At 61.1% G+C, this 24,128-nt stretch carries 16 protein-coding genes, 1 tRNA gene and 1 pseudogene; 3 read left to right on the top strand and 15 right to left on the bottom strand.

Features of this window, described 5'->3' with window-relative positions; all coding sequences use genetic code 11:
- Positions 1-48: 48 nt before the first annotated feature.
- The 3 genes from PSH57_RS04190 to ptsP are packed head-to-tail and all read right to left on the bottom strand — an operon-like array spanning position 49 to position 5,611.
- Positions 49-1,791 carry a PTS fructose-like transporter subunit IIB gene (locus PSH57_RS04190; protein ID WP_305387995.1) on the bottom strand — a complete coding sequence of 581 codons (1,743 nt, stop codon included), beginning with the start codon at positions 1,789-1,791 and terminating at the stop codon, positions 49-51.
- Between the two features lie 14 nt (positions 1,792-1,805).
- Complete coding sequence (gene pfkB, locus PSH57_RS04185) at positions 1,806-2,747, bottom strand: 1-phosphofructokinase (RefSeq protein ID WP_305387994.1); 942 nt, start codon at positions 2,745-2,747, stop codon at positions 1,806-1,808.
- Complete coding sequence (gene ptsP / locus PSH57_RS04180; RefSeq protein ID WP_305387993.1) at positions 2,747-5,611, bottom strand: phosphoenolpyruvate--protein phosphotransferase; 2,865 nt, start codon at positions 5,609-5,611, stop codon at positions 2,747-2,749. The genes pfkB and ptsP overlap by 1 nt, the downstream gene beginning before the upstream one ends.
- Before the next feature lie 289 nt (positions 5,612-5,900).
- On the opposite strand from ptsP, the pseudogene cra reads away from it, so the two are divergent.
- Both cra and PSH57_RS04170 read left to right on the top strand, forming a co-directional pair.
- Positions 5,901-6,902 (top strand): annotated as a pseudogene (cra, locus tag PSH57_RS04175) (catabolite repressor/activator).
- A 20-nt stretch (positions 6,903-6,922) separates the two neighbouring features.
- Positions 6,923-7,699 (top strand): TatD family hydrolase, encoded by a 777-nt coding sequence (locus PSH57_RS04170; RefSeq protein ID WP_305387991.1) that lies wholly within the window; start codon positions 6,923-6,925, stop codon positions 7,697-7,699.
- A gap of 256 nt (positions 7,700-7,955) precedes the next feature.
- On the opposite strand, the gene PSH57_RS29440 is transcribed toward PSH57_RS04170, so the two are convergent.
- The 4 genes from PSH57_RS29440 to PSH57_RS04150 form a co-directional block, all read right to left on the bottom strand.
- Positions 7,956-9,986 (bottom strand): methyl-accepting chemotaxis protein, encoded by a 2,031-nt coding sequence (locus PSH57_RS29440; RefSeq protein ID WP_305387990.1) that lies wholly within the window; start codon positions 9,984-9,986, stop codon positions 7,956-7,958.
- Between the two features lie 283 nt (positions 9,987-10,269).
- The gene (gene ampE / locus PSH57_RS04160; RefSeq protein ID WP_305387988.1) at positions 10,270-11,106 is read right to left on the bottom strand and encodes a regulatory signaling modulator protein AmpE; all 837 of its coding nucleotides are present in this window, start codon (positions 11,104-11,106) and stop codon (positions 10,270-10,272) included.
- Complete coding sequence (gene ampD / locus PSH57_RS04155) at positions 11,103-11,663, bottom strand: 1,6-anhydro-N-acetylmuramyl-L-alanine amidase AmpD (protein WP_305387986.1); 561 nt, start codon at positions 11,661-11,663, stop codon at positions 11,103-11,105. The genes ampE and ampD overlap by 4 nt, the downstream gene beginning before the upstream one ends.
- Before the next feature lie 64 nt (positions 11,664-11,727).
- Entirely contained in the window at positions 11,728-13,941 is a 2,214-nt protein-coding gene (locus tag PSH57_RS04150; RefSeq protein ID WP_305416376.1) for a DUF1631 domain-containing protein, read from the bottom strand.
- 361 nt (positions 13,942-14,302) lie between these two features.
- Here PSH57_RS04150 and nadC point away from each other — a divergent pair, with 361 nt between their 5' ends.
- Complete coding sequence (nadC, locus tag PSH57_RS04145; protein WP_305387985.1) at positions 14,303-15,151, top strand: carboxylating nicotinate-nucleotide diphosphorylase; 849 nt, start codon at positions 14,303-14,305, stop codon at positions 15,149-15,151.
- A 37-nt stretch (positions 15,152-15,188) separates the two neighbouring features.
- Here nadC and PSH57_RS04140 read toward each other — a convergent pair whose 3' ends face one another.
- The 8 genes from PSH57_RS04140 to nusA form a co-directional block, all read right to left on the bottom strand.
- Entirely contained in the window at positions 15,189-15,494 is a 306-nt protein-coding gene (locus PSH57_RS04140) for a DUF6388 family protein (RefSeq protein WP_092394266.1), read from the bottom strand.
- A gap of 201 nt (positions 15,495-15,695) precedes the next feature.
- Positions 15,696-15,771 (bottom strand) — tRNA-Thr (locus PSH57_RS04135).
- A gap of 125 nt (positions 15,772-15,896) precedes the next feature.
- Positions 15,897-18,002 carry a polyribonucleotide nucleotidyltransferase gene (gene pnp, locus PSH57_RS04130; RefSeq protein ID WP_003197725.1) on the bottom strand — a complete coding sequence of 702 codons (2,106 nt, stop codon included), beginning with the start codon at positions 18,000-18,002 and terminating at the stop codon, positions 15,897-15,899.
- Positions 18,003-18,196: 194 nt separating this feature from the next.
- Entirely contained in the window at positions 18,197-18,466 is a 270-nt protein-coding gene (rpsO, locus tag PSH57_RS04125; RefSeq protein WP_003197723.1) for a 30S ribosomal protein S15, read from the bottom strand.
- A gap of 143 nt (positions 18,467-18,609) precedes the next feature.
- Positions 18,610-19,527: a tRNA pseudouridine(55) synthase TruB gene (gene truB / locus PSH57_RS04120; protein WP_305387981.1), complete on the bottom strand. Its 918-nt coding sequence runs from the start codon at positions 19,525-19,527 to the stop codon at positions 18,610-18,612.
- A gap of 3 nt (positions 19,528-19,530) precedes the next feature.
- Positions 19,531-19,932 carry a 30S ribosome-binding factor RbfA gene (gene rbfA / locus PSH57_RS04115; RefSeq protein WP_003177871.1) on the bottom strand — a complete coding sequence of 134 codons (402 nt, stop codon included), beginning with the start codon at positions 19,930-19,932 and terminating at the stop codon, positions 19,531-19,533.
- A gap of 159 nt (positions 19,933-20,091) precedes the next feature.
- A complete protein-coding gene (gene infB, locus PSH57_RS04110) occupies positions 20,092-22,614 on the bottom strand; it encodes a translation initiation factor IF-2 (RefSeq protein WP_305387980.1) in 2,523 nt (840 codons plus the stop codon).
- A 27-nt stretch (positions 22,615-22,641) separates the two neighbouring features.
- Positions 22,642-24,123, bottom strand: a complete 1,482-nt coding sequence (gene nusA, locus PSH57_RS04105; protein WP_047229054.1) for a transcription termination factor NusA — start codon at positions 24,121-24,123, stop codon at positions 22,642-22,644.
- Positions 24,124-24,128 lie beyond the last annotated feature (5 nt).

Here is a 24,128-nt window from a genome sequence, read left to right as displayed (position 1 = left end):
GAGCAGGCTCGCTCCCACAGGGAATTTTCATTGTTCAAACTAAAGTGGTCAGGCCTTGGCCGGCTCCAGCGCCATCTCCACGACTTCCGGCCGCTTGAGCAGCGCATAGGACACCGCCGTCAGCAGACTTCCCGCCACGATCGCCAGCAAATACAACAACGCATGGTTAATGGCGTTGGGGATCAGCATCACGAACAGGCCACCGTGGGGCGCCATGAGTTTGCAGCCGAAGTACATCGACAGCGCACCGGTCAGCGCACCGCCGGCGATGCTGGCCGGGATCACCCGCAACGGGTCCTTGGCGGCGAACGGAATCGCCCCTTCGGAAATGAAGCACAGCCCGAGCACCAGCGCCGCTTTACCGGCCTCGCGTTCGGTCTGGGCAAACTTGCGGCGGGCGATAAAGGTGGCGATGCCCAGGCCAATCGGCGGCACCATGCCTGCGGCCATGGCCGCCGCCATCGGTGCATAACTTTGCGATGCCAGCAGCCCCACCGAAAATGCATAGGCGGCCTTGTTGATCGGCCCGCCAAGGTCGACACACATCATCGCCCCCAGCAAAACACCCAGCAGGATCGCGTTGGTGGTGCCCATGCTGTCGAGGAAATGGGTCAAGCCATCCAGCATGCCCGCCACCGGCTTGCCGACGATGTAGATCATCACCAGACCGGTAAACAGGCTCGCCAGCAGCGGGATGATCAGGATCGGCTTGAGCGCTTCCAGGCTCTGGGGCAGACGCGCGTAGCGGTTGATCGCCTTGGCGGCGTAACCGGCCAGGAAACCGGCGATGATCCCGCCGATGAACCCCGCGCCCAAGGTGCTTGCCAGCATCCCGCCGATCATGCCGGGCGCCAGGCCAGGACGGTCGGCGATGGAATAGGCGATGTAGCCGGCCAGCAACGGCACCATCAGTTTGAACGCGGTGTCGCCGCCGATCTGCATCAGCGCCGCCGCCAGCGTGCCGGGTTCCTTGAACGCGGTAATGCCAAACACGAACGACAAGGCGATCAACAGACCACCGGCCACCACCATTGGCAACATGAACGACACGCCGGTCAGCAGGTGCTTATAGACGCCGGTCTTCTCCGCTTTTGCCGCAGCGCTGCCAGCGCCCGAGGCGCTTTCCTGGCGGCCTTCGGCAAGCGCCTTGTTCAGCGTGGCTTCGGCCTGTTTCAAGGCGACGCCGGTGCCGCAGCGATAGATTTTCTTGCCGGCAAAACGCTCGGTGGCGACTTCGATGTCGGTGGCCAGCAGCACCACGTCGGCCGCGGCGATAGCCTCGGCACTCAGCGGGTTGCGAGCCCCCACCGAACCCTGGGTCTCCACTTGCAGGTCGTAACCGAGTTTCTTCGCTGCTTGCTGCAACGCCTCGGCGGCCATGAACGTGTGAGCGACGCCAGTCGGACACGCGGTGATGGCGACCAGGCGCGGGGCGCGCTCAGCCGAGACCGCCGGCGTCTGCTCCAGCACCTCGGATTCGACCAACACTTCAGCCTCTTCGGCGCCACGGCGCAGCAACGAGTCAACGTCTTGCAGGGCCTGGGCCGGGGTGCTGCGAAACAGACGTTTGCCGACGAACCGCGACAGGTCCACCGGGCCGCTGGCAACCAACAAAACCCACTCAGCCGCTTCGAGGGTCGCGGCCGACAATTGGCGTTCAGGATGAGCCGCGTCATGGACTTCCACGCTGGTGCTCCACCCCTGGCGCTGGGCCGCCGCGTCCAGCAGGCGGGCGCACAACACACTGGTGACCATGCCGTTCGGGCAGGCCGTCACAATGGCTAATTTCATTCTTGCGAACCCTCTTATTGTTCTGTCAGGGGGCGCACGCGCACGCCCTGTTCAAGCGACGCCAGCAACGCGGTGTCATGGATGCCAAAACCGATCTGCGTCACGGCCATGGCGGCGATGGCCGTGGCGGTGCGCAGGGTCTGCTGCGGCGTATCGGCGTTGAGCAGGCCATGCAGCATGCCGGCCAGCAGCGAATCGCCGGCCCCCACGGTGCTGGCGACAGTGACGCTGGGCGGTGAGGCATGCAGCGCCGAACCGACACTGAACCAGTTCACGCCGTCGGCGCCGTGGGAAATCACCACATGCTCGATGCCTTGGGCGTGCAATCGTTGCGCCGCTTCAGCCTGGGCAAATTCGCTCACCACGTCGCAACCCAGCGCATCGGCCAGTTCCTCGGTGTTTGGCTTGATCAGCCACGGCCCCGCCGCGAGGGCGACGCGCAAGGCTTCGCCGCTGGTGTCGAGGGCCACGTTCAAGCCCAATTCCTTCAAGCGAGTGATCAAGTCCCGCAACCATTGCGGGCTGACACCTCGGGGCAGGCTGCCCGCCACCACCACGACATCGTGGTCCGGGGCGATTTGTTCCAGTCGCTCAAGCAACGCTTGCTGTGCGACGTCATCAACCACCGGGCCTGGACCGTTGAGGTCAGTGATGCGTCCGTCCTGCTCGGCCAGCTTGATGTTGCTGCGGGTCTCTCCCGGGACGCGGATAAAGGCGTCGACAAAACCGCGCTGGGTGAACAGCGTTTCGAACGCCTGGGCGTTGTCTGCACCGAGAAAGCCACTGACGGTCAGGGTGTGGCCGAGGTCAGCCAGCACCTGGGCCACGTTCACGCCCTTGCCAGCGGCGTGGCTGTGCATGGCATCGCTGCGGTTGACCTGACCAGGCTCCAGGCGCGCCAGTTGCACCGTGAGGTCAAGCGCCGGGTTGAGGGTCAAGGTAAGGATCTTGGCCATTACAGCGCCTCCACTAATGCGCGCACGTCATTGGCGCTGCCCACGGCCAAGGCCTCTTGGGCCAGGATTTTTACCTGCGCCAGGCTCACTTCGCGCACCCGCGCCTTGACTTCGGCAATGCTGCGGGCCGAAACGCTCAGCTCATCCACCCCCAGGCCCACCAGCACCGGCACCGCCAACGGGTCGGCCGCCAGCTCACCGCACACACCGACCCACTTGCCATGAGCATGGGCGGCACGCACGGTGATGTCGATCAGTTGCAGCACCGCCGGGTGCAGGCCGTCAGCCTGGGCCGAAAGGGTTGGGTGACCGCGGTCGATGGCCAAGGTGTATTGGGTCAGGTCGTTGGTACCGACGCTGAAGAAGTCGACTTCCTTGGCAAGCACCGGCGCCAGCAGTGCAGCGGATGGCACCTCGATCATGATGCCCAGTTGCAGGTCGGCCACCGGGATCTCCAGGCGCAGGCGCTCGGTCATGTCCCGGGCCTGGCGCCACTCATCGACGCTGCCCACCATCGGGAACATGATCCGCAACGGACGGTTGTCGGCAGAACGCAACAAGGCGCGCAATTGCGCTTCCATGATCTGCGGACGTTGCAAGGTCAGACGAATGCCACGCACGCCGAGGAACGGGTTCTCCTCTTTCGCGATCGGCCAGTACGGCAGCGGTTTGTCGCCGCCCACATCGAGGGTGCGTACCACCAGCGGGCGACCGGCCAGGCCATCGAGCACCTTGCGGTATTCGGCTTCCTGAGTCGCTTCATCCGGGGCCTGGGTGTGAGCCATGAAAATCAGTTCGGTGCGCAGCAGGCCAATGCCTTCGGCCCCCTGCTCCACCGCACTGGTGACACCGGCGCTCTCGCCAATGTTGGCGAACACTTCCACGGCATGACCGTCACGGGTCAGCGCCGGTTGATGACGTTGTTCAGCGGCCACCTTGAGACGTTGCTCGCGGGTGTCGCGCTCTTCGGTGGCCCGTTGCAGCGTGGCCGCGTCGGGGTCCACGTGCAGGCGACCGCGCTGGCCGTCCAGCAACAGTGAAGTGCCCGGCGCCAGCAGCAGCACCGCCGCACCGGCCCCCACCAGCGCCGGGATACCCAGGGCCCGGGCGACGATGGCGCTGTGGGCGGTGGCGCCGCCACGCGCGGTGAGAATCCCCGCCACGCGGGCGGGATCCAGACGGGCGACGTCGGACGGGCCCACCTCGTCCATCACCAGAATGTAAGGTTGCTCGGGTTCGCTCGGGGTTTCGACGCCGCACAATTGCGCCAGCACACGCCGACCGACGTCCCGCAGGTCGGCGGCACGTTCGGCGAGCAGTGCGTCCTGCAACGCCTCCTGTTCTTTGGCGGCGGCTTCGATCACGCCCATCCATGCCGCTTGCGCACTCTCGCCCAGCTTCAATCGGGTGTCGACTTCGTCGGTCAGCGCCGGATCGTCGAGCATCTCCTGATGGGTGATAAAGATTTCGCGGATGGCCTTGGACTTGGCGCGTTCGACCAGACCTTCGATATCGCGGCGCACCTGGTTCAAGGCGTTTTGCAGGCGCTCACGCTCGATGGCCGCCGACTCGCCGCGCAGCGGATAATCGATGGCCTGCAACACCTGGATGTGAGCCGGGCCGATGGCAATGCCCGGGGCCGCGGCAACGGCCTGGATCAGGCTGCCGGACTCGGGCGCCAGCATGACGCTGGCAACTTCGGCCATAGTGGTTTGCTGTGGCGCACTCGGTGGCGGCAGCGGCTCGACTTCCTCGCCAAGGCCTTCCTCGATCGCGGCCAACAGGGCCGGCAAGGCGTCGGCGGCGATGCCGGGTTCGGCGATGAACTCCAGCACCTGACCCCGACGGGCTCCCAGGCTTAGCAATTTGCTCAGGCTCTTGACCGACACGGCGCTGTCCTGGCCGTCGACGATGCGCACGCGGATCTCGCCTTCGAAGCTTTTCGCCAGTTGCGCGAGGATCTTCGCCGGGCGCGCATGCAAGCCGTGGGCATTGGCCAGGCCGATGCGCGCGCTGGGCCAGTCGGCGGGCAGTTCGCCGCCCAACACTTCCAGCACCTTGCGGCTGCTGGTGGCGCGGCCCAGTTCATGGCCGCGGCCTTCGATCAACAACGCGCAGAGCCGTTCGAGCAAAGCCTGGTGCGCCTCGCCGAGGCTGGCGAGACAGAACAGACCGCTCAATGGCTGACCGAGATAACGGATGGGCTTGTCCGGCGTGACGAAGGCCAGGCCCGGGCGTTTGACGGTCTGTTCGCTGTGCAGCCACCACAGACCATCGCCCAATGGCAACGCCTCGACCTGCTGCAACACGCCAGCAAAGCCGTTGCTCACACAATCGGCCTGGCGCAGCAGACGGGCGCCGCGCCAGACCAACTCTTCGAAATCGTCGGCCGACACGCCGAGGCCAATCATTTGTGCATCCAGAGCCAGCTCCTGTGGCGCGCCTTGCAGCAGCTTCAACAGCGCTTCGGCCGAACCTGCGCGGCGCAGGGCCTGGCCCAGGTCCGTCTCGCCGAGGGCGCGGGTCAGCAGTTGCAGCAGACGCAAGTGTTCGTCGGACTTGGCCGCGATACCGATCGCCAGGTAAACGATCTGCCCGTCGCCCCAGTCCACGCCGTCGGGGAACTGCAGCAAACGCACCCCGGTGGAGTAAACAAGATCGCGGGTTTGCGGGGTGCCGTGGGGGATGGCAATACCTTGGCCAAGAAAAGTCGAGCCCTGGGCCTCGCGAGCCTGCAAGCCGGCCAGGTAACCCTCGGCTACCAGGCCATCGGCCACCAGTTTGTCAGCGAGCAATTGCAGCGCGGCGTCTTTATCCACTGCCGTCTGGGCCATGGATATCTGCTCTAGAGTGAGCTCGAGCATGCTTTCTCCTTTTTGGCGTCGGGTTGGCGCCAGGTATTGTTTTGAATGAATCAGCTTAGCGTTACAGAATGGCTTTTGGCGCTATCGCGGCAGACGGGCCAAAAAATCCTGCTAACCTTGAAAATACGCCTGCTGAAACGTTTAATCTAGAAAGATTGGCACGTTACTCGATAATCTCTCATCCTTGAAGTGCAACTTGTCGCCGCCGTCGCGACAGTCACCGTCGTCCTGAATCGGGTAGGATGCCCCTCATTGTCGGGGCATACTCGAAAAAACAAGGAAAACCGGGTTGAAACTCAGTGATATCGCCCAGTTGGCCGGTGTGTCCGTAACCACCGCCAGCTATGTCATCAACGGCAAGGCCGAACAGCAACGCATCAGCAGCGCCACCGTCGAACGTGTGCGCGCGGTGGTCGAGGAACATGGCTTCACGCCCAACCCCCAGGCTGCCGGGTTGCGCAGCCGGCACACCCGCACCTTGGGCTTCATCTTGCCGGACCTGGAAAACCCCAGTTACGCCCGCATCGCCAAGCTGCTGGAACAGGGCGCCCGGGCGCGGGGCTATCAATTGCTGATCGCCAGCTCCGACGATGCGCCCGAGAGCGAGCGACAACTGTTGCAACTGTTCCGCGCCCGGCGCTGCGATGCGCTGATCGTCGCCAGTTGCCTGCCGGCCGGGGACGACAGTTATCGCCAGTTGCAGGCCAAGGGCATCCCGATCATTGCCATCGACCGGGTGATGGAGCCTGCACATTTCTGCTCGGTGATCAGCGATGACCGCCAGGCCAGCCTGCAACTGACCCGTAGCCTGCTGGAAACCAATCCCCGCCAGATCGCGCTGATCAGCGCCCGGCCCGAGTTGAGCATCAGCCAGGCCAGGAACGCACCGCCGGGTTCAACGAAGCCCTGGCCGGATTCCAAGGCCAGGTGTTGATCGAGCACGGCGAGTCGTTCAGCCGTGAATGCGGTCGCCAGTTGATGGATGAATTGCTCGCACGACTGGGGCACCTGCCGGACGCATTGATCACCCACCTCCTATGTGCTGCTGCAAGGGGTGTTCGACGCCCTGCACGACTTCCCGCTCAAGTCGCGCCCGCTACGTTTGGGCACCTTTGGTGATACACAACTACTGGACTTCCTGCCGCTGCCGGTCAACGCCATGTCCCAGCAGCATCAACTGATCGCCGACAAGGCCCTGGCGCTGGCGCTGGCCGCCATCGAAAACGATGATTACCAACCCGGTGTACAGGCCATCGCACGTACGTTCAAGCAGCGCATTCATCAGGGCTGAGCATTCTTCAGGATTGAAGCATGGAACTGATCGATACCCACACCCATCTGGATTTCCCCGACTTCGACGCGGACCGCCCGGCGTTGCTGGCCGAAAGCCGCGCCTTGGGCGTCCGGCAGATGGTGGTGCTGGGGGTGTACCGGGATAACTGGCAACGGGTTTGGGATCTGGTGCAACGCGACCCTGACCTGCACGCCGCGCTGGGCCTGCATCCGGTGTATCTCGATCAGCATCGTCCCGATGACCTGGGGCAATTGCGCCAATGGCTGATCCGCCTGGCCGGGCATCGGCAGTTGTGTGCGGTGGGGGAAATCGGTCTGGACTACTTCATCCAGACCCTGGACCGCGAGCGCCAGCAGGCGTTGTTCGAGGCGCAGCTACAACTGGCGGCGGAATTCCAATTGCCGGCGCTGATCCACGTGCGCCGCAGCCATGCCGCCGTGATCGCCACCCTCAAGCGCATTGACCTCAAGCGCGGGGGGATTATCCACGCCTTCGCTGGCAGCTTTGAAGAGGCCCGCGAATACATCAAGCTCGGTTTCAAGCTCGGCCTCGGTGGCGCCGCCACCTGGCCCCAGGCCCTGCGCATGCACCGGGTGCTGGCGAAACTGCCGCTGGACGCGGTGGTGCTGGAAACCGACTCACCGGACATGGCTCCGGCGATGTTCCCCGGCCAGCGCAACAGTCCGGTGCATTTGCCGGCTATTTGCGAAGCCTTGGCGGGGATTATGACCATCAGCCCTGAGCAACTGGCCGAGGCCAGCACGGCCAACGCCCGCCAACTGTTCAATTGGTGACCCCCTGTGGGAGCGGGCTTGCTCGCGAAAGCGATCTGTCTGAACCGGCGATGCTGAATGTGACGCTGTCATCGCGAGCAGGCTCGCTCCCACAGGGGAATTGCGGCGGACGCAAAATTTGTGAACACCACCGATAAAAACTGTGGGAGCGAGCCTGCTCGCGATAGCGGTCTGCCTGAAAAGCTGATGCTGAATGGGCCAACGCCTTCGCGAGCAAGCCCGCTCCCACATTGGATTTGCGGCGAATCAGCCAGACTCACACCCGAAACGCATTGATCAACTGCTTGAGCTGCACCACCTGGGCGGACAATTCACGGCTGGCGTCCTCGGTCTGGTGCGCGCCTTCGGCGGTGCGTTCACCGGCACGATTGATCTCGACGATGTTCTGGTCAATGTCATGGGCCACGGCCGTCTGCTGCTCCACTGCGGCGGCGATCTGCTGGTTCTGGTCGACGATCATACCGACGGCGCCGAGAATGTTTTCCAGCGCCTGCTGGACCTTTTCCGACTGTCCCACCGTGCCACTGGCCATCTCATGGCTGGTGCCCATGGCTTTGACGGCCGCACCCACGCCGCCGTGCAGGCGGGTGATCATCTCTTCGATTTCTTCGGTCGATTGCTGAGTCCGCTTGGCCAGGGTCCGCACTTCGTCGGCCACCACCGCAAAACCGCGCCCCTGCTCTCCGGCCCGTGCCGCTTCGATCGCGGCGTTGAGCGCCAGCAGGTTAGTCTGCTCGGCGATGCTCTTGATCACGTCCAGCACACGACTGATGGCCTGGCTGTCAGTCGCCAGTTGATTGATCACCTGCACCGACTGATCGATCTCGCTGGCCAAGCGCACGATACTGCTCTGTTGCGACTCCACCAACCCGCGCCCGCTGAGGGTTTCGTCGTTCACGCTGTGGGCGCTACTGACCGCCGCGGCGGCGCTGCGAGCCACTTCCTGGGCAGTGGCCGACATCTGGTTCATCGCCGTGGCGACCAGCTCGATCTGACTGCGCTGCCCGGAAACGGCCTGATTACTCTGGGCCGACACCGCCTCCACCTGTCCGGCCTGGCGCTCGACCTCGGCAACGGTGTGGCCGACCTGTTCGATCAGGTCATGGATCTTCGCCACCGTGCCATTGAACACTTCACCCAACTCCCCCAACTCATCCTTGCTGCGCGCCACGAAGTTGACCGTCATGTCGCCCGCTGCGACCTTATCCATCATTTCGCCGAGATGCTTGAGGGTGGTGCGGGTCGAGGCGTAGAAGCCGGCGTACAGGTAAAAAATCAGCAGGAATACGGCGACCAGCGCAACCGCTTGCAGCACCATGTGACTGCGGTTCTGCTCCAGGCGATGCTGCAGCTGAACGTCCAGAAAACCCAGAGTCACGTCGTTCAGTCGGTAGGTCTGTTCCATCAGACTGCTGACCTGCTCGTAAAACGGCAGCCATGGGGCATCCAGCGTGTCAGCCATCACCACCTGATCTTCGATCAATTCACCGGCTTTCTTCAGGGTCGCCTTGCTGCTTTCGGCCTGAGTGGCAAGCGCCTGCTCGGCGGCCTTGCTAGAACCCAGGGCGTCCTGGAGCTTGAGATCATATTCACCCTGGAGCTTTTCGATTTGCCCCAGCAACTCGTCGAAGCGGGTGCTCGACGCCGAATTGAGAAAGCCCAGGCCCAGGGACGCAGCGCCCAGCGCACGGCCCTCACCCAGGGTTTGGGTAACGTTGGGGGTCACACCGATGATCAGTTCGCTCAGTTGGCGGATGTCGCCTTGGTTGTCGCGGCTCAGGCCAGCCTGGCTGGCAATGATTTGACTGAACATCTGCGCGCTGTTGAGCAGCTTGCCGATCAGTGCGCTTTTGCTTTGCAGGGAGCGTTCGGCCTGCTGGGCCTTGAAAGCGGCAATCATTTCGTCGCGCTTGGCATCGAAAGCGCCGACCTGTTCAGGGTCAACGGTCATGGCCTTCAAGCTCTGTAACCGCGCCAGGACCTGTTTTTCGAGGGTGCCGATCTTCGCCTCTACGTCCCCGGCCTTGCCGGACTGACCGAGGCTGGCATTGATCTGCACCAGGTTGTTCAGGGTTTCCAGGTCCCGCCGCAGGGTCAGGCTGCTGCCCAGCAGATCGAGGCTTTGCAGCTCCACTTGCGTGCCCTGGAATTCGCGATAGGAATCGCGCACCAAAAAGAAGTTGGTCACCAGCATCGGCAGCAGAAATAACACGCTGATCAGGCTGAACTTCATGCCGAAGCTCAGGCGGTTCATCAGCGCGACGGCGGGCCAGAGCAAACTCTTCACAAGGAAGTCTCCCGGTTGTATTTCTTGTTTTTATGGGCATGCGCACAGGGGCAGCAGAAAGCCACTATTTGGGCGCTGTCCCTGTATAGCCTAAATCGGCGGGAAGATTTGTAACTTAAGGTTAACGAGACAGGCCTGACATGATTCGGTGGCGAAGGCATTTATCTGTGGGAGCAAGGCTTGCCCGCGATGCAGGCGCCTCGATTTCTGAAAGACCGCATCGCTGTATCGCGGGCAAGCCTTGCTCCCACAGAATCCCTCTCGCCACAGAGCGCGCGCTTGCCTAAGCCAGCACCGTCCACAGCGCAAAACCGGCATACCAGAGCACCGCTGCACGCAACAACAGTTCCCATAGCCGATCCAGGCTGTTGATGCCGTCCGGCCCGGCGACGGGATCGGGGATCTCACCGGCCACCAGCCCGACCTTGCCGATCAGGTGGGCGGCGCTGATGTTCCAGTTCAGCAATTCATGCAGCATGACCCGGCTGACGGCCACGAAGTTGCCCACCAGGGCGAAGCTCGCAGCTAGCAGCCGCACCGGTACCCAATCGAAGGCATGGCGCAACTGCGCCGCCCGCTCGGCCACGCCGGGGTTCTGACTGTGCTCGGCGGCCAGCGCCAGTAGGCGATAGCTCAGGGCCGCGACCGGCCCCAACAGGAAATACCAGAAAATCACCGCGAAAAAACTCTGATAAGCCTGCCACAGCAGATGCCCTTGGACCTGCTCCAGCAACTGCTCACCACTGTCGGCTTCAATGTTCAGATCGCGCTTGGCCACATGATCGGCTGCTTGCAGGTCTTCCCGACGCCACGCGTCACGAAACGGTCCCAGGTCAGCCAGCAGATCCCCTCGACCCAGGCTGTAAATCACCACCAACAGATGCACCGGCAGCGCCAGCAGACCATAGGCCACCGGCTCCAACACCCACAGCAACAATGCCAGCAGCGCCACGGGTAGCAAGATCAGCACAACCAGCACCAGCCAGGGCCGGTTGATCCAGCGCGGTCCGGTCTCGAGTTTGTTCAGTTCGCGCAGCCAACCGCCGTCACGCTGGACCCGATGGCGCAAGGCCGAGAACTTCTCGATCCAGATCGCCAGCAGCAGCACCAGAAAACTCATTGCCCTTCCCCTTCTGTCAGGGCCGCGCGGTAGCGCGCCCAGTCGAATGCCGGCCCCGGATCGGTCTTGCGACCCGGGGCGATGTCGCTGTGGCCACAGATGCGCGGCAGCGTGATCGCCCTGAACGCCGCCTGCAACTGCCAGGTCAGGCAGACCAATGCGGCATATTGCGCGTCAGTGAAGGGCAGATCATCGGTGCCTTCCAGCTCGATGCCTATGGAAAAATCGTTACACGTCTCCCGCCCTTCAAAGCACGAAACGCCCGCATGCCACGCACGATCCAGACAGGAGACAAACTGGGTAACCACGCCGTCACGCTCGATCAGAAAATGCGCAGACACACGCAGATCGGCGATACCGGCAAAATAGGGATGTTGCGTGACATCCAGACGATTCTGGAAAAACTCCTGCACCTTGCCCGTGGAAAACTGTGCCGGCGGCAGGCTGATGTTGTGGATCACCAGCAGTGAAATTTCGCCCTCGGGGCGCGCATTGAAGTTGGGTGATGGGCAATGCCGCACGCCATCGCACCAACCACTGGCGGGGTCCAACTGCATACAGGTTCCTTCGATGACGTCGGTGAATGCCGCCAGTATGCCGCGATCGGCCCTGGCTGCGCGATCACTTGCCGCGATTGAGCTGACGCAGATTGCCCAGCACCGATTCCAGCGCCCGGTCGAACAGCAAGGTGTCGTCCAACAGACGCGCCGTCCCCCGGCGAAACTCCAGGGCCAGGCTGGTGCGGCTGTGCTCCAGCACTTTGAGGCCAGTGCGGTTGACGAAAACGTATTTGCCGGTAGCCTCGATGATCGCCGCCAGTTTGCAGCGCAGGCTGTTGTCATCTTCCTCCTGGAACTCAACCCAGCTCCCCAACCGCAACTGATCGACCTGAATCAGGCCCACATCATCGGCCGGCAGGTGCACCGCCACACTGTCCTCCGGGGCCTTTTGAGCGGTGCGCAGGACTATTTTCTCCGAGACCTGGACCATGATCGGCGAATTGAACGGCTGGGCCTGTTCCGTCACCTGCCCCATACGTTCGAGGGCCAGCACGTGGAGGGCTTCCAGCTCGCTGAAAAATTCGCCGGTGGCAAACGGGTCGAACGCCGAACGGCTCAGGCCTTCACGCAAGGCTTTAAGCAGCTGCGGCACTATCGTGAGCAAGCGCAGGCCGGCATCCGGCTCCTCGTGATGCTGGACGCTCCAGATCAGTTGTTCCAGGGTCAATACGTCGGCCTGCCACTCGGCTGAATATTTGCCGTGCTTGAAGCAGGTCAGCAACAACACCTGACTCCAGGCATGTTGCACGAACTCCACCACCGCCTGCGGCAACACCTTGCCCAGCATGACCTGATTGAGTACCCCTTCGACGCGCAGACGCGCCAGTTCGGCCTTGGCGCGGCCTTCTTCGGCGTCACGAATGCGTTGTTCGAGCAGCTCGCTGCGACGTCTTTCATCGCTGGTGAAAGCCAGGAAATCGGCCAGCAATTCAGAGAAAATCGCCGGGTCATCGACAAAATCATTCAATAACCGCTGCACCACCTGCTCGATGCGCAGATAGAGGCTGTCGCGCTGATGATCGTCGCAATCGCCCCAACCCGTGGCCGCAGCGGCGATTTCATTGAGCAGCCGCCGGGCCGGATGGTTGCCCCGGCTGAAGAAGCTCTTGTCCTGCACCGCGACCTTGAGCATCGGAATCTGCAAACGGCCGATCAAAGCCTTGAAGGAATCCGGCAAATCATGGTCGTCGAGGATGAATTCGAACATCATCGAGATCAGGTTGATCACGTCCTCATCGGCGTCGTCGACCACTCGCGACTTGCCACTCCTGACGCTCACCCGGGTCAGCAGTTGTTCGAGCTGGCTGCGCAGGTCGAACTCATCTTCAATGGCTGGCGCCGGCACGTACTGTTGCAAATGGGAAAGCAGGCGCAGCAGGTCACGGGTCGAGATCGGCTGGGCCGGTGCGCTGGCCTCCAGGGTCGGTGCCACACTGCCACGCACCTGCATCAATAGTTTCTGCAACGCAGCAAACACTTCCTGCACGCTGTCGTCGACTTCGGCAGCCTTGGGGCCGGCTGCACTCTCAGCCTTGGTACGCGGGGCTTCGTCAGCTCGATCCGATGCCCGTCGCAACGGTGAAACCTTCAGATCCGGCAGGATGCCCGTAGCGGCCAACAACTGGTTGGCCTCGGTATACAGTTGATCGCACTCGCTGAGCACATAGCGCTCGAACAATTTGAGCAAGATCAGCTTGACCTTGATTTCCACCCCCAGATTACGAGCGGCCTGTAGAAAGTTTTCACACAGCAGCGCCGGGCTCAAAGGATTCTGCTGGTTTGCCAGCGGCCTGGTCAGCAGGACGCTGAGCCGCGCCGTCAGTTGCTCAAGAGACGCGCCATCGCGGCTGAGCACGCGGGTGACCATAGCCTCCACCGCCAGATGACGCTCGAGGTCATCATGCGTGCGCTGAGCCTGGGGGTTTGGCGCTTGGGCAGGCGTCAAGGTGGCTTGGGTCAGGTCGTATTGCGCAAGACTGACGAACGCTTCGAAAAACTGCTCGATAAATTCGCGCTCAATGCTTTTGCGCTTCAGGCGCAAGTCTCGCATGGCCTCGAAGAACAGATTCTGATCGACATCGTTGCGCGCCCGATCGGCCATTTCAAACAGCGTGTCGTCGGCATTGTCGAACAGCCCCTGCAAGCCAAGGCGCAACTGCTGGGCGGCCTTGTCGCGTACCTGAAGCAGAATCACAGGCAGGCGGGCGAGCGGCGAAGGGTTCGCCTGATCGGTAGAAACCTTGTGCAAAGGCACTACATTCCCGTCGTTGTGCATCCTGGTCTCCTGAAAGGGTGCTTTTGAGCTCGAAACGTCAAAGCCATGACGTCAATTGAAAGGCGGATTATCTGGTAAAAGAACCCGGTCATGCCAGCAGACTCTGTGACCCAGGTCGAAATACTCCGCAATAAGTGACCGGGCAATCGGGGAAATGTTGCGAGGATGCGACCAAATGCAGGTTTCGATGCCTGGCACAGACATCCGGCGCCGTGGATTGGATTGGGCCGGGGTCGTCAGGCAAGACTGCGCGCGGAGCGCTCACGCAGCATGACGGCAACAGACGTCAGCCATAAGGAACATTGTTTGTGAGACAGGCCACTGGCCCTATAATCGGGCCACTTTGTTTGTGGAGCCCGTTATGCCGAATCTACGTCTCGCCGATCTGACCGCTGAAATCGAGGCCAACGTGCGCCGCGCGTTGCTCGAAGACATCGGCAGCGGCGACATCACCGCGCAACTGATCCCCGCCGAACGCCTGGCCAAAGCCACCATCATTACCCGCGACGCCGCAGTCATCAGCGGCACGGCCTGGGTCGATGCCGTGTTCCGGCAACTGGACCCGCGCGTCGCCGTGCATTGGCAAGTGCGCGATGGCGACCGGGCAAGCCCCGACCAGGCGCTGTTCCACCTCGAAGGGCCGGCCCGCTCGCTGCTGACCGGCGAACGCAGCGCGCTGAACTTTCTGCAAATGCTTTCTGGCGTGGCCACCCGGGCCCGCTACCTGGCCGACTTTGTTGCCGACACCCAGGTCAAGCTGCTGGACACCCGCAAAACCCTCCCTGGGCTGCGGCTGGCCCAGAAGTACGCCGTTACCTGCGGCGGCTGCCATAACCACCGCATCGGCCTCTACGATGCCTTCCTGATCAAGGAAAACCACATCGCAGCCTGCGGCGGCATCGCCCAGGCCATCGCCGCCGCCCACAAGATCGCACCGGGCAAGCCGGTGGAAATCGAAGTGGAAAGCCTGACCGAATTGAAAGAAGCGCTGGCGGCCAATGCCGACATCATCATGCTCGACGAACTGAGCCTGGACGACATGCGCGAAGCCGTGCGCCTGAACGGCGGCAAGGCGAAGCTGGAGGCCAGCGGCGGGATCAACGAAAGTACGTTGCGCCCGATTGCCGAGACCGGGGTGGACTACATCTCGATCGGGGCAATGACCAAGGATGTGAAAGCGGTGGACCTGTCGATGCGGCTCAGCCTCTGACAACAAAAAACGCCAGCCTCAAAGGCTGGCGTTTTTATCAGACCACCAGATTATTCATCTCGCAGTATTCATCCCATTCCACACCCAGCACCTCGGCCGCTTCCTTGTGCAAGGCAAGGCGCTGTTCCTCGAACTCTTCAGGCGTGCTGGTGTACTTGAGCGTCAACTCCCAAGGTTGCAACCCCTGGGCTTCGGCCTCGTCCTCGAACGCCCATTGGATCTGGTCTTTCTGATCGTCGGCGCTCAGGTCCTTGATCTCTTCCAGCAACTGGGGCGCATCCAGCACGTACTTCTTCAGCGCTTCTTCGTGCCTGGCTTCCTGGGTCAACTCTTTCACAGTCATGGCGTTCTCGTTGATCTGGGGAATGGAAGATGGATCTGGATCATCAAGGATCTCTCTGACGCAAAAAACCGTGTGGAGCCCGGTTTATCTGGCCTTCAGAACCATTCGGGGATCATCTGAAAACAAATGTGTTTCCTTTTTGGGACAAGGGAATCCTAACAGAGACGCAAGCCTGTGCAACAACCGCAAGTGAGAAGAACCTGGTGCCCGAGACAGGAATCGAACCTGCGACCTTCGCGTTACGAGTGCGCTGCTCTACCGGCTGAGCTACACGGGCGGTGGGCTAAACCTAGCACTGAGCTTATGGCCAGGCAACCTGCGACGCGGTGATTTCCCGCGCATAGCAAAACGCCCCGAACCAGTCGGGGCGTTTGCTTGTTCAGCGGCTAAGCGAGGGGGTGATTAAACGCCCGACGCCTTGGCTGCTGCTACGTCCTTGATGGACAGCTTGATACGGCCGCGGTTGTCCACGTCCAGTACCAGCACTTCCACTTCCTGACCTTCTTTGAGGATGTCGGTCACTTTCTCGACGCGAGCATCGCTCAGCATGGAGATGTGAACCAGACCGTCCTTGCCCGGCAGGATGTTGACGAAGGCGCCGAAGTCGACGATGCGCTCAACCTTGCCCACATAGATCTTGCCGATCTCGGCTTCTGCGGTGATGCCCAGGACGCGCTGACGTGCTGCTTCTGCCGCTTCCTTGGTTTCGCCGAAGATCTTGATCGAACCGTCGTCTTCGATGTCGATCGAAGCCTTGGTTTCTTCACAGATCGCACGGATGGTCGCGCCGCCTTTACCGATGACATCACGGATTTTGTCGGTGTCGATTTTCATCGCGATCATGGTCGGAGCGTTTTCCGACAACTCGGTACGCGACTGACCAATGATCTGGTTCATCTGGCCGAGGATGTTCAGGCGCGCTTCCAGGGCTTGGCCCAGGGCGATCTCCATGATCTCTTCGGTGATGCCCTTGATCTTGATGTCCATCTGCAGTGCGGTAACGCCTTTGGCGGTACCGGCCACTTTGAAGTCCATGTCACCCAGGTGGTCTTCGTCACCCAGGATGTCGGTCAGGACGGCGAACTTCTCGCCTTCTTTCACCAGACCCATGGCGATACCGGCAACCGGAGCCTTCATCGGCACACCGGCGTCCATCAGGGCCAGGGAAGCGCCGCAGACCGAAGCCATGGAGCTCGAACCGTTGGACTCGGTGATTTCCGATACCACGCGAATGGTGTACGGGAACACGTCAGCGGCTGGCAGCATGGCCTGGACCGAACGACGGGCCAGACGGCCGTGACCGATTTCGCGACGACCGGCGCCACCCATGCGACCACACTCGCCCACCGAGAACGGAGGGAAGTTGTAGTGCAGCATGAACGGGTCTTTTTTCTCGCCTTCCAGGGTGTCCAGCAGTTGCGCGTCACGGGCGGTGCCCAGTGTGGCAACGACCAGGGCCTGGGTTTCGCCACGGGTGAACAGCGCCGAACCGTGGGTCTTTGGCAGGACGCCGACTTCAATGTTCAGAGGACGCACGGTGCGAGTGTCGCGACCGTCGATACGCGGCTTGCCGTTGACGATGTTTTCGCGAACGGTGCGGTATTCGATTTCACCGAAAGCGGCTTTGACGTCGCTGGCCGATGGCTGGCCTTCTTCACCGGACAGCTTGGCAACCACCTGGTCTTTCAGCTCGCCCAGGCGCGCATAACGATCGGCCTTGACGGTGATGGTGTAAGCCTGGGAGATCGCTTCGCCGAATTCGGCACGGATCGCGCCCAGCAGTTCGGTGGCTTCGGCTTGCGGAGCCCAGGTCCAGGTTGGCTTGGCGGCTTCGGCGGCCAGTTCCTTGACGGCGTTGATCACCACCTGGAACTCGTCGTGGGCGAACAGTACGGCGCCCAGCATCTGGTCTTCGGTCAGCTCTTTGGCTTCGGATTCAACCATCAGCACGGCTTCGGAGGTACCGGCCACGACCATGTCCAGGCTCGAAGCTTTCAGTTGCTCGTAGGTCGGGTTCAGCAGGTAGCCGGTGCTTTCGTGGAACGCAACGCGGGCAGCGCCGATTGGGCCATCGAAAGGGATGCCGGAGATTGCCAGTGCAGCCGAAGTACCGATCATCGCAGCGATGTCCGGATCGGTCTTCTTGCTGGTGGAAACGACGGTGCAGACAACCTGCACTTCGTTCATGAAACCTTCAGGGAAAAGCGGACGGATCGGACGGTCGATCAGTCGGGAAGTCAGGGTTTCCTTCTCGGAAGGACGGCCTTCGCGCTTGAAGAAACCGCCAGGGATCTTACCGGCAGCGTAAGTCTTTTCCTGGTAGTGGACAGACAGAGGGAAGAAGCCCTTGCCTGGATCGGCTTGCTTGGCACCGACAACGGTCACCAATACGCTGACGTCGTCGTCAACGGTGACCAGCACTGCGCCGGAGGCCTGACGGGCGATACGGCCAGTCTCGAGGGTAACGGTCGACTGACCGAACTGGAATTTTTTGATTACCGGGTTCACGGTGTCCTACCTTCTTTGTGGCTCTTGGGGAACTTGTCTTCTTGCGAAATTCTTGGGCAATGGCGGGAATCGGCCCGACGTCTGTCCAGGGTAAAACGTGTATCCAGATAAAACTTGAGGCTGGGAGCCTGCCATGCGCCAGCGGAAAACCCACTGACGTACGACAGACAACCAACCTCTAGCGCAATCGCTGATTAGCGACGCAGACCCAGGCGAGCGATCAGAGCGCTGTAACGGCTCACGTCCTTGCCTTTCAGGTAGTCCAGCAGCTTACGACGCTGGTTTACCATGCGGATCAGACCACGACGGGAGTGGTGATCCTTACCGTTGGCCTTGAAGTGACCTTGCAGTTTGTTGATGTTGTGGGTCAGCAGTGCAACTTGCACTTCTGGCGAACCGGTGTCACCAACAGCTTGCTGGTAGTCAGCTACGATTTGAGCTTTTTCTTGAACGTCGAGAGCCATGAGGCAATCCTTTTAGTCAGGAAACTGTTTCAAAGAAACAGCTTCAACAGGCCAGGGACAAATCCCTGTATCTATAAATGAGTAGTGACCGTGCCTGTTAACAGCCACACTCGCCAGCCTGCTGTTACACAGGCTGGTTCCGGTCATTCCGACCGAATCAGTCGACGCGGCGCAATGCGCCCGTCTTCGCTCACTTCACCGATACCGATGAAGCGGCCATTGTGATCCTGTACCCGCACCATGCCGAACTTCGGTGCATCCGGAGCACGTACCGGTTGGCCGTTGAGCCAATAGAACGCACTGTGCTCGGAGAACTGCAACAGCGGCCAATCCAGCAGGCCGCTGTCCGATGGCATCAGGAAACGGTCGACCGCTTCGTTGCCGCCCTCGGCATGTACCGCTTCGAGTTCTTCCAGCGTGACCGTCTGGGCCAACGTGAAAGGCCCGGCCTGGGTCCGTCGCAATTCTGCCACGTACGCGCCACAGCCGAGCTGTTCACCAATATCCTCCACCAGGGTCCGGATATAGGTGCCTTTGCTGCAATCGACAGCAAGCCGCGCAGTATTACCGTCAAAGGCCAGCAATTCCAAGCGCGCAATAGTAACAGAACGCGGTTCACGCTCCACTACTTCGCCTGCACGGGCCAGCTTGTATAACGGCTGGCCATCACGCTTGAGAGCAGAGTACATCGGCGGTATCTGGCTGATTTGTCCGCGAAAAGCCGGCAGCACAGCCTCGATATCAGCCTGACCAACGGTCACCGGCCGCTCCAGCAAAATCTCACCTTCGGCGTCCGCCGTGGTAGTGGTCTTGCCCAGTTGCGCCAGGGTTTCATAACCCTTGTCGGAATCGAGCAAATACTGAGAGAACTTGGTCGCCTCGCCAAAGCACAGCGGTAGCACGCCGGTGGCCAGCGGATCGAGACTGCCGGTGTGCCCGGCTTTCTCGGCATTGAGCAGCCAGCGCACCTTCTGCAACGCCGCGTTGGAGGTGAACCCCAGCGGTTTGTCGAGCAGGATGATGCCGCTGACGTTACGGCGGATACGTTTGACCTGAGCCACCGATTACTCCTTGGTGTCTTCGGGTTCAGCCGCAACCGGGTGCTGGCTGTCTTCAGCCACGGCGCGTTCGATCAGTGCCGACAGATGCGCACCCCGCACGACGCTTTCGTCGTAATGGAAGTGCAACTGTGGAACGCTGCGCAACTTCATCTCCCGGGCCAGCTGCATACGCAGGAAACCGGCAGCCGAGTTGAGCACCTTGATGCTTTGGGCGATTTCTTCGGCGCTGTCCTGGCCCATCACGGTGATGAAAATCTTCGCATGACCGACGTCACGGCTGACTTCCACTGCGGTAATGGTGACCAGGCCGACGCGCGGGTCTTTGACTTCGCGACGGATCAGTTGGGCCAGCTCGCGCTGCATCTGATCGCCAATTCGTTGGGTACGGCTATATTCTTTTGCCATGTCTTGTTACCTGTTACTGCCCCACGGTCAAACCCGTGAGGTCTGAAAGCGGCAAACGCCCGGCCTGACAAAAGCCAGACCGGGCGTTGCGTTTAGAGTCCGCCTGAGAGGCAGCGCATATTCATGCGACTGCCCGGTGCGGCTCTTGAAGTACGCGAGTCAGAGGCTGCGAGCAACCTGGACCTTCTCGAAGACTTCGATCTTGTCGCCGACTTTGACGTCGTTGTAGCTCTTGACGCCAATACCGCATTCCATGCCGGCACGGACTTCCGAAGCGTCATCCTTGAAGCGGCGCAGGGATTCCAGCTCGCCTTCGAAGATAACGATGTCTTCGCGCAGTACACGGATTGGACGGTTACGGTGAACAACACCCTCGATCACCATGCAACCGGCGATCGCGCCAAACTTCGGCGAACGGAACACGTCACGCACTTCAGCGGTACCCAGGATGTTCTCGCGAACATCGCTGCCCAGCATACCGGTGAGGGCTTTCTTGACGTCTTCGATGATGTCGTAGATCACGTTGTAGTAACGCATATCCAGGCCTTCCTGCTCGACGATCTTGCGAGCGCCGGCATCGGCACGCACGTTGAAGCCAAACAGTACAGCGTTGGAGGCCAGGGCCAGGTTGGCATCGGATTCGGTGATACCACCGACACCGCCACCGACCACACGCACTTGCACTTCGTCGTTACCCAGGCCGTTCAAGGCGCCGTTCAACGCTTCCAGCGAGCCACGGACGTCGGATTTGAGGACGATGTTGAGCGTCTTCTTCTCTTCCTGACCCATGTTCTCGAAGATGTTTTCCAGCTTGCCAGCGTGAGCGCGAGCCAGTTTGACTTCGCGGAACTTGCCCTGACGGAACAGAGCCACTTCGCGGGCCTTCTTCTCGTCAGCCACAACGCTCATCTCGTCGCCAGCATCCGGGGTGCCGTCCAGGCCGAGGATCTCGACCGGGATAGCAGGACCGGCTTCCTTGATGGGCTTGCCGTTCTCGTCGAGCATGGCGCGCACGCGGCCATAGTTCGAACCGACCAGCACCATGTCGCCCTGGCGCAGGGTACCGTCCTGAACCAGAACGGTCGCAACCGGGCCACGGCCCTTGTCGAGACGGGACTCAACAACCACACCACGGCCAGGGGCCGAAGGTGTAGCGGTCAGTTCCAGAACCTCGGCTTGCAACAGAACGGCTTCGAGCAGTTCGTCAACGCCGGTACCCATCTTCGCAGAGACCGGTACGAATGGAGTGTCGCCACCCCACTCTTCGGAAGTCACGCCGTGAACCGACAGTTCGCTACGGATGCGATCGAGATCGGCGCCCGGCTTGTCGATCTTGTTCACCGCAACCACCAGAGGTACGCCAGCTGCCTTGGCATGCTGAACGGCTTCGATGGTTTGTGGCATCACGCCGTCGTCCGCCGCGACCACCAGGATCACGATGTCGGTCGCTTTGGCACCACGGGCACGCATTGCGGTAAACGCAGCGTGACCCGGGGTGTCGAGGAACGTCACCATGCCGCGGTCGGTTTCAACGTGGTAGGCGCCGATGTGCTGGGTAATACCACCCGCCTCGCCTGCCGCAACCTTCGCACGACGGATATAGTCGAGCAGGGAAGTTTTACCGTGGTCGACGTGGCCCATTACGGTCACGACCGGTGCACGGGAAACCGCCTCACCTTCAAACTTCAGGGACTCGGCCAGGGAATCTTCCAGGGCAGTGTCGCTGACCAGGGTCACTTTGTGGCCCAGCTCTTCAGCAACCAGTTGGGCAGTTTCCTGATCCAGTACCTGGTTGATGGTGGCCGGCGTACCCAGCTTGAACATGAACTTGATGATTTCAGCTGCCTTGACCGACATCTGCTGGGCCAGATCGCCCACAGTGATGGTCTCGCCGATCTTCACTTCACGCACGACAGGGCCGGTAGGGCTCTGGAAACCGTGGGCGTTGCGTTTCTTCAGCTTGGCCTTGCCGCGACCGCCACGACGGAAGCCATCGCTTTCTTCGTCGGTGGTACGTGGCGCAACGCGTGGCGCTGGTGCCTTTTCCTTGACCGAAGCACGATGAGGAGCGTTTTTGCGCTCGCCATCGCCACTGCCCCGACGGTTGTCGTCGGCACGTGGCTTGTCCGGACGGCGCTGTTCGTCGCGCTTGCGAGTATCGGCCGCAGGTGCTGGAGCTGGCGCCTGGACCGGCGCGCTTTCACGCACTGGCTCGGCTGCCGGGGCTGGAGCCGCAACGGCTTCGGCCGGAGCGGATTGCGCAGCAGCAGGCTGGCGACGCGCTTCTTCTTCGGCGCGACGCTTGGCTTCTTCTTCAGCCTTCTGACGTGCAGCATTTTCTACTGCGCGACGTTCTTCCAGTTCGCGTTTGCGCTCGGCTTCGATTTCTTCCGGGCTGCGCTGTACGAAGACTTTCTTCTTGCGTACTTCAACGCTGATGCTTTTGCTACCGGCAACACGCAGGGTGCTGGTGGTTTTACGCTGCAGAGTGATCTTGCGCGGTTCTTCCACTTTCGCCTTGTGACTGCTCTTCAAGTGAGTCAGCAGAGACTGCTTCTCACTGTCGGTCACATGTTCCTCGGCGGCGGTGTGCGGCAGACCTGCCTCACGCATCTGCTGCAACAGGCGCTCTACCGGTGTTTTGACCTCATCGGCCAGTTGTTTCACCGTGACTTGCGTCATGCACTTCTCTCCTCAGGCCGCGCCTAATTACTCGAACCAGTGGGCTCGGGCGGCCATGATCAACTTGCCGGCACGATCATCGTCAATGCCGTCGATGTCGAGCAGATCGTCAATAGACTGCTCGGCCAGGTCTTCGCGGGTAATTACGCCGCGCACCGCCAGTTCCATCGCCAGATCCTTGTCCATGCCCTCAAGCGAGAGCAGGTCTTCGGCCGGATGGGCGTCTGCCAGCTTTTCCTCAGTAGCGATGGCTTTGGTCAACAAACGATCCTTGGCCCGAGCGCGAAGCTCGTTGACGATGTCCTCGTCAAAGCCGTCGATGTTGAGCATTTCCTCCACCGGTACGTAGGCAATCTCTTCCAGGCTGGTAAAGCCTTCATCTACCAGCACCTGTGCCAGCTCTTCATCGACCTCAAGCTCTTCGATGAAGTTGCGCAGGATATCGCCGGTTTCAGCTTGCTGCTTAGCCTGGATGTCCGATTCGGTCATCACGTTCAGGGTCCAGCCAGTCAATTGGCTAGCCAGACGCACGTTCTGACCACCGCGACCGATGGCCTGAGCGAGATTGTCTGCGCCAACGGCGATGTCCATGGCATGGGCATCTTCGTCGACGATAATTGCCGCCACTTCAGCTGGCGACATGGCGTTGATCACGAACTGAGCCGGGTTGTCGTCCCACAAGACGATATCCACACGCTCACCGCCCAACTCGCCGGATACGGCCTGGACACGCGAACCACGCATGCCAATACAGGCACCTTGCGGGTCGATACGCTTGTCCTTGGAGCGGACCGCGATCTTGGCACGCGAACCCGGATCACGGGAGGCGGCCATTACTTCGATCAGGCCTTCAGCAATTTCCGGCACTTCGATGCGGAACAACTCGATCAGCATTTCCGGCGCGGTACGCGACAGGATCAACTGCGGGCCCCGGTTCTCGGTGCGGATTTCCTTGAGCAGCGCACGCAGTCGCACGCCAACCCGGAAAGTTTCGCGAGAAATGATGTCTTCACGAGCCAGCAACGCTTCGGCGTTGTTGCCCAGGTCGACGATCACGTTGTCGCGGGTGACTTTTTTCACGGTGCCGGAGATGATTTCCCCCAGGCGCTCGCGATAAGCATCGACGACTTGCGCACGCTCGGCTTCGCGAACTTTCTGCACAATGACCTGCTTGGCGGTCTGCGCAGCAATACGACCGAACTCGATGGATTCGATCTTTTCCTCGACTACATCACCTACTTTGGCGCCAGGGTGCGTTTCTGCAACCTTGCTTGGCCAGGTTTCGATAGCCGGATCGTCCAGGTCGGCCTCTTCGACGACCGTCCAGCGACGGAAAGTCTCATAGGCTCCGGTGTGGCGATTGATTTCCACACGCAAATCAACTTCGTCTTCAAACCGCTTCTTGGTAGCAGTGGCCAGAGCCAGCTCCAGCGCTTCAAAAATAACGTTAGCCGGTACGCCCTTTTCATTGGATACCGACTCAACAACCAGCAGTACTTCTTTGCTCATCGTAC

Source organism: Pseudomonas hefeiensis, from assembly GCF_030687835.1.
GTDB lineage: Bacteria > Pseudomonadota > Gammaproteobacteria > Pseudomonadales > Pseudomonadaceae > Aquipseudomonas > Aquipseudomonas hefeiensis.
This window is presented reverse-complemented; position numbering and strand designations above follow the sequence as displayed.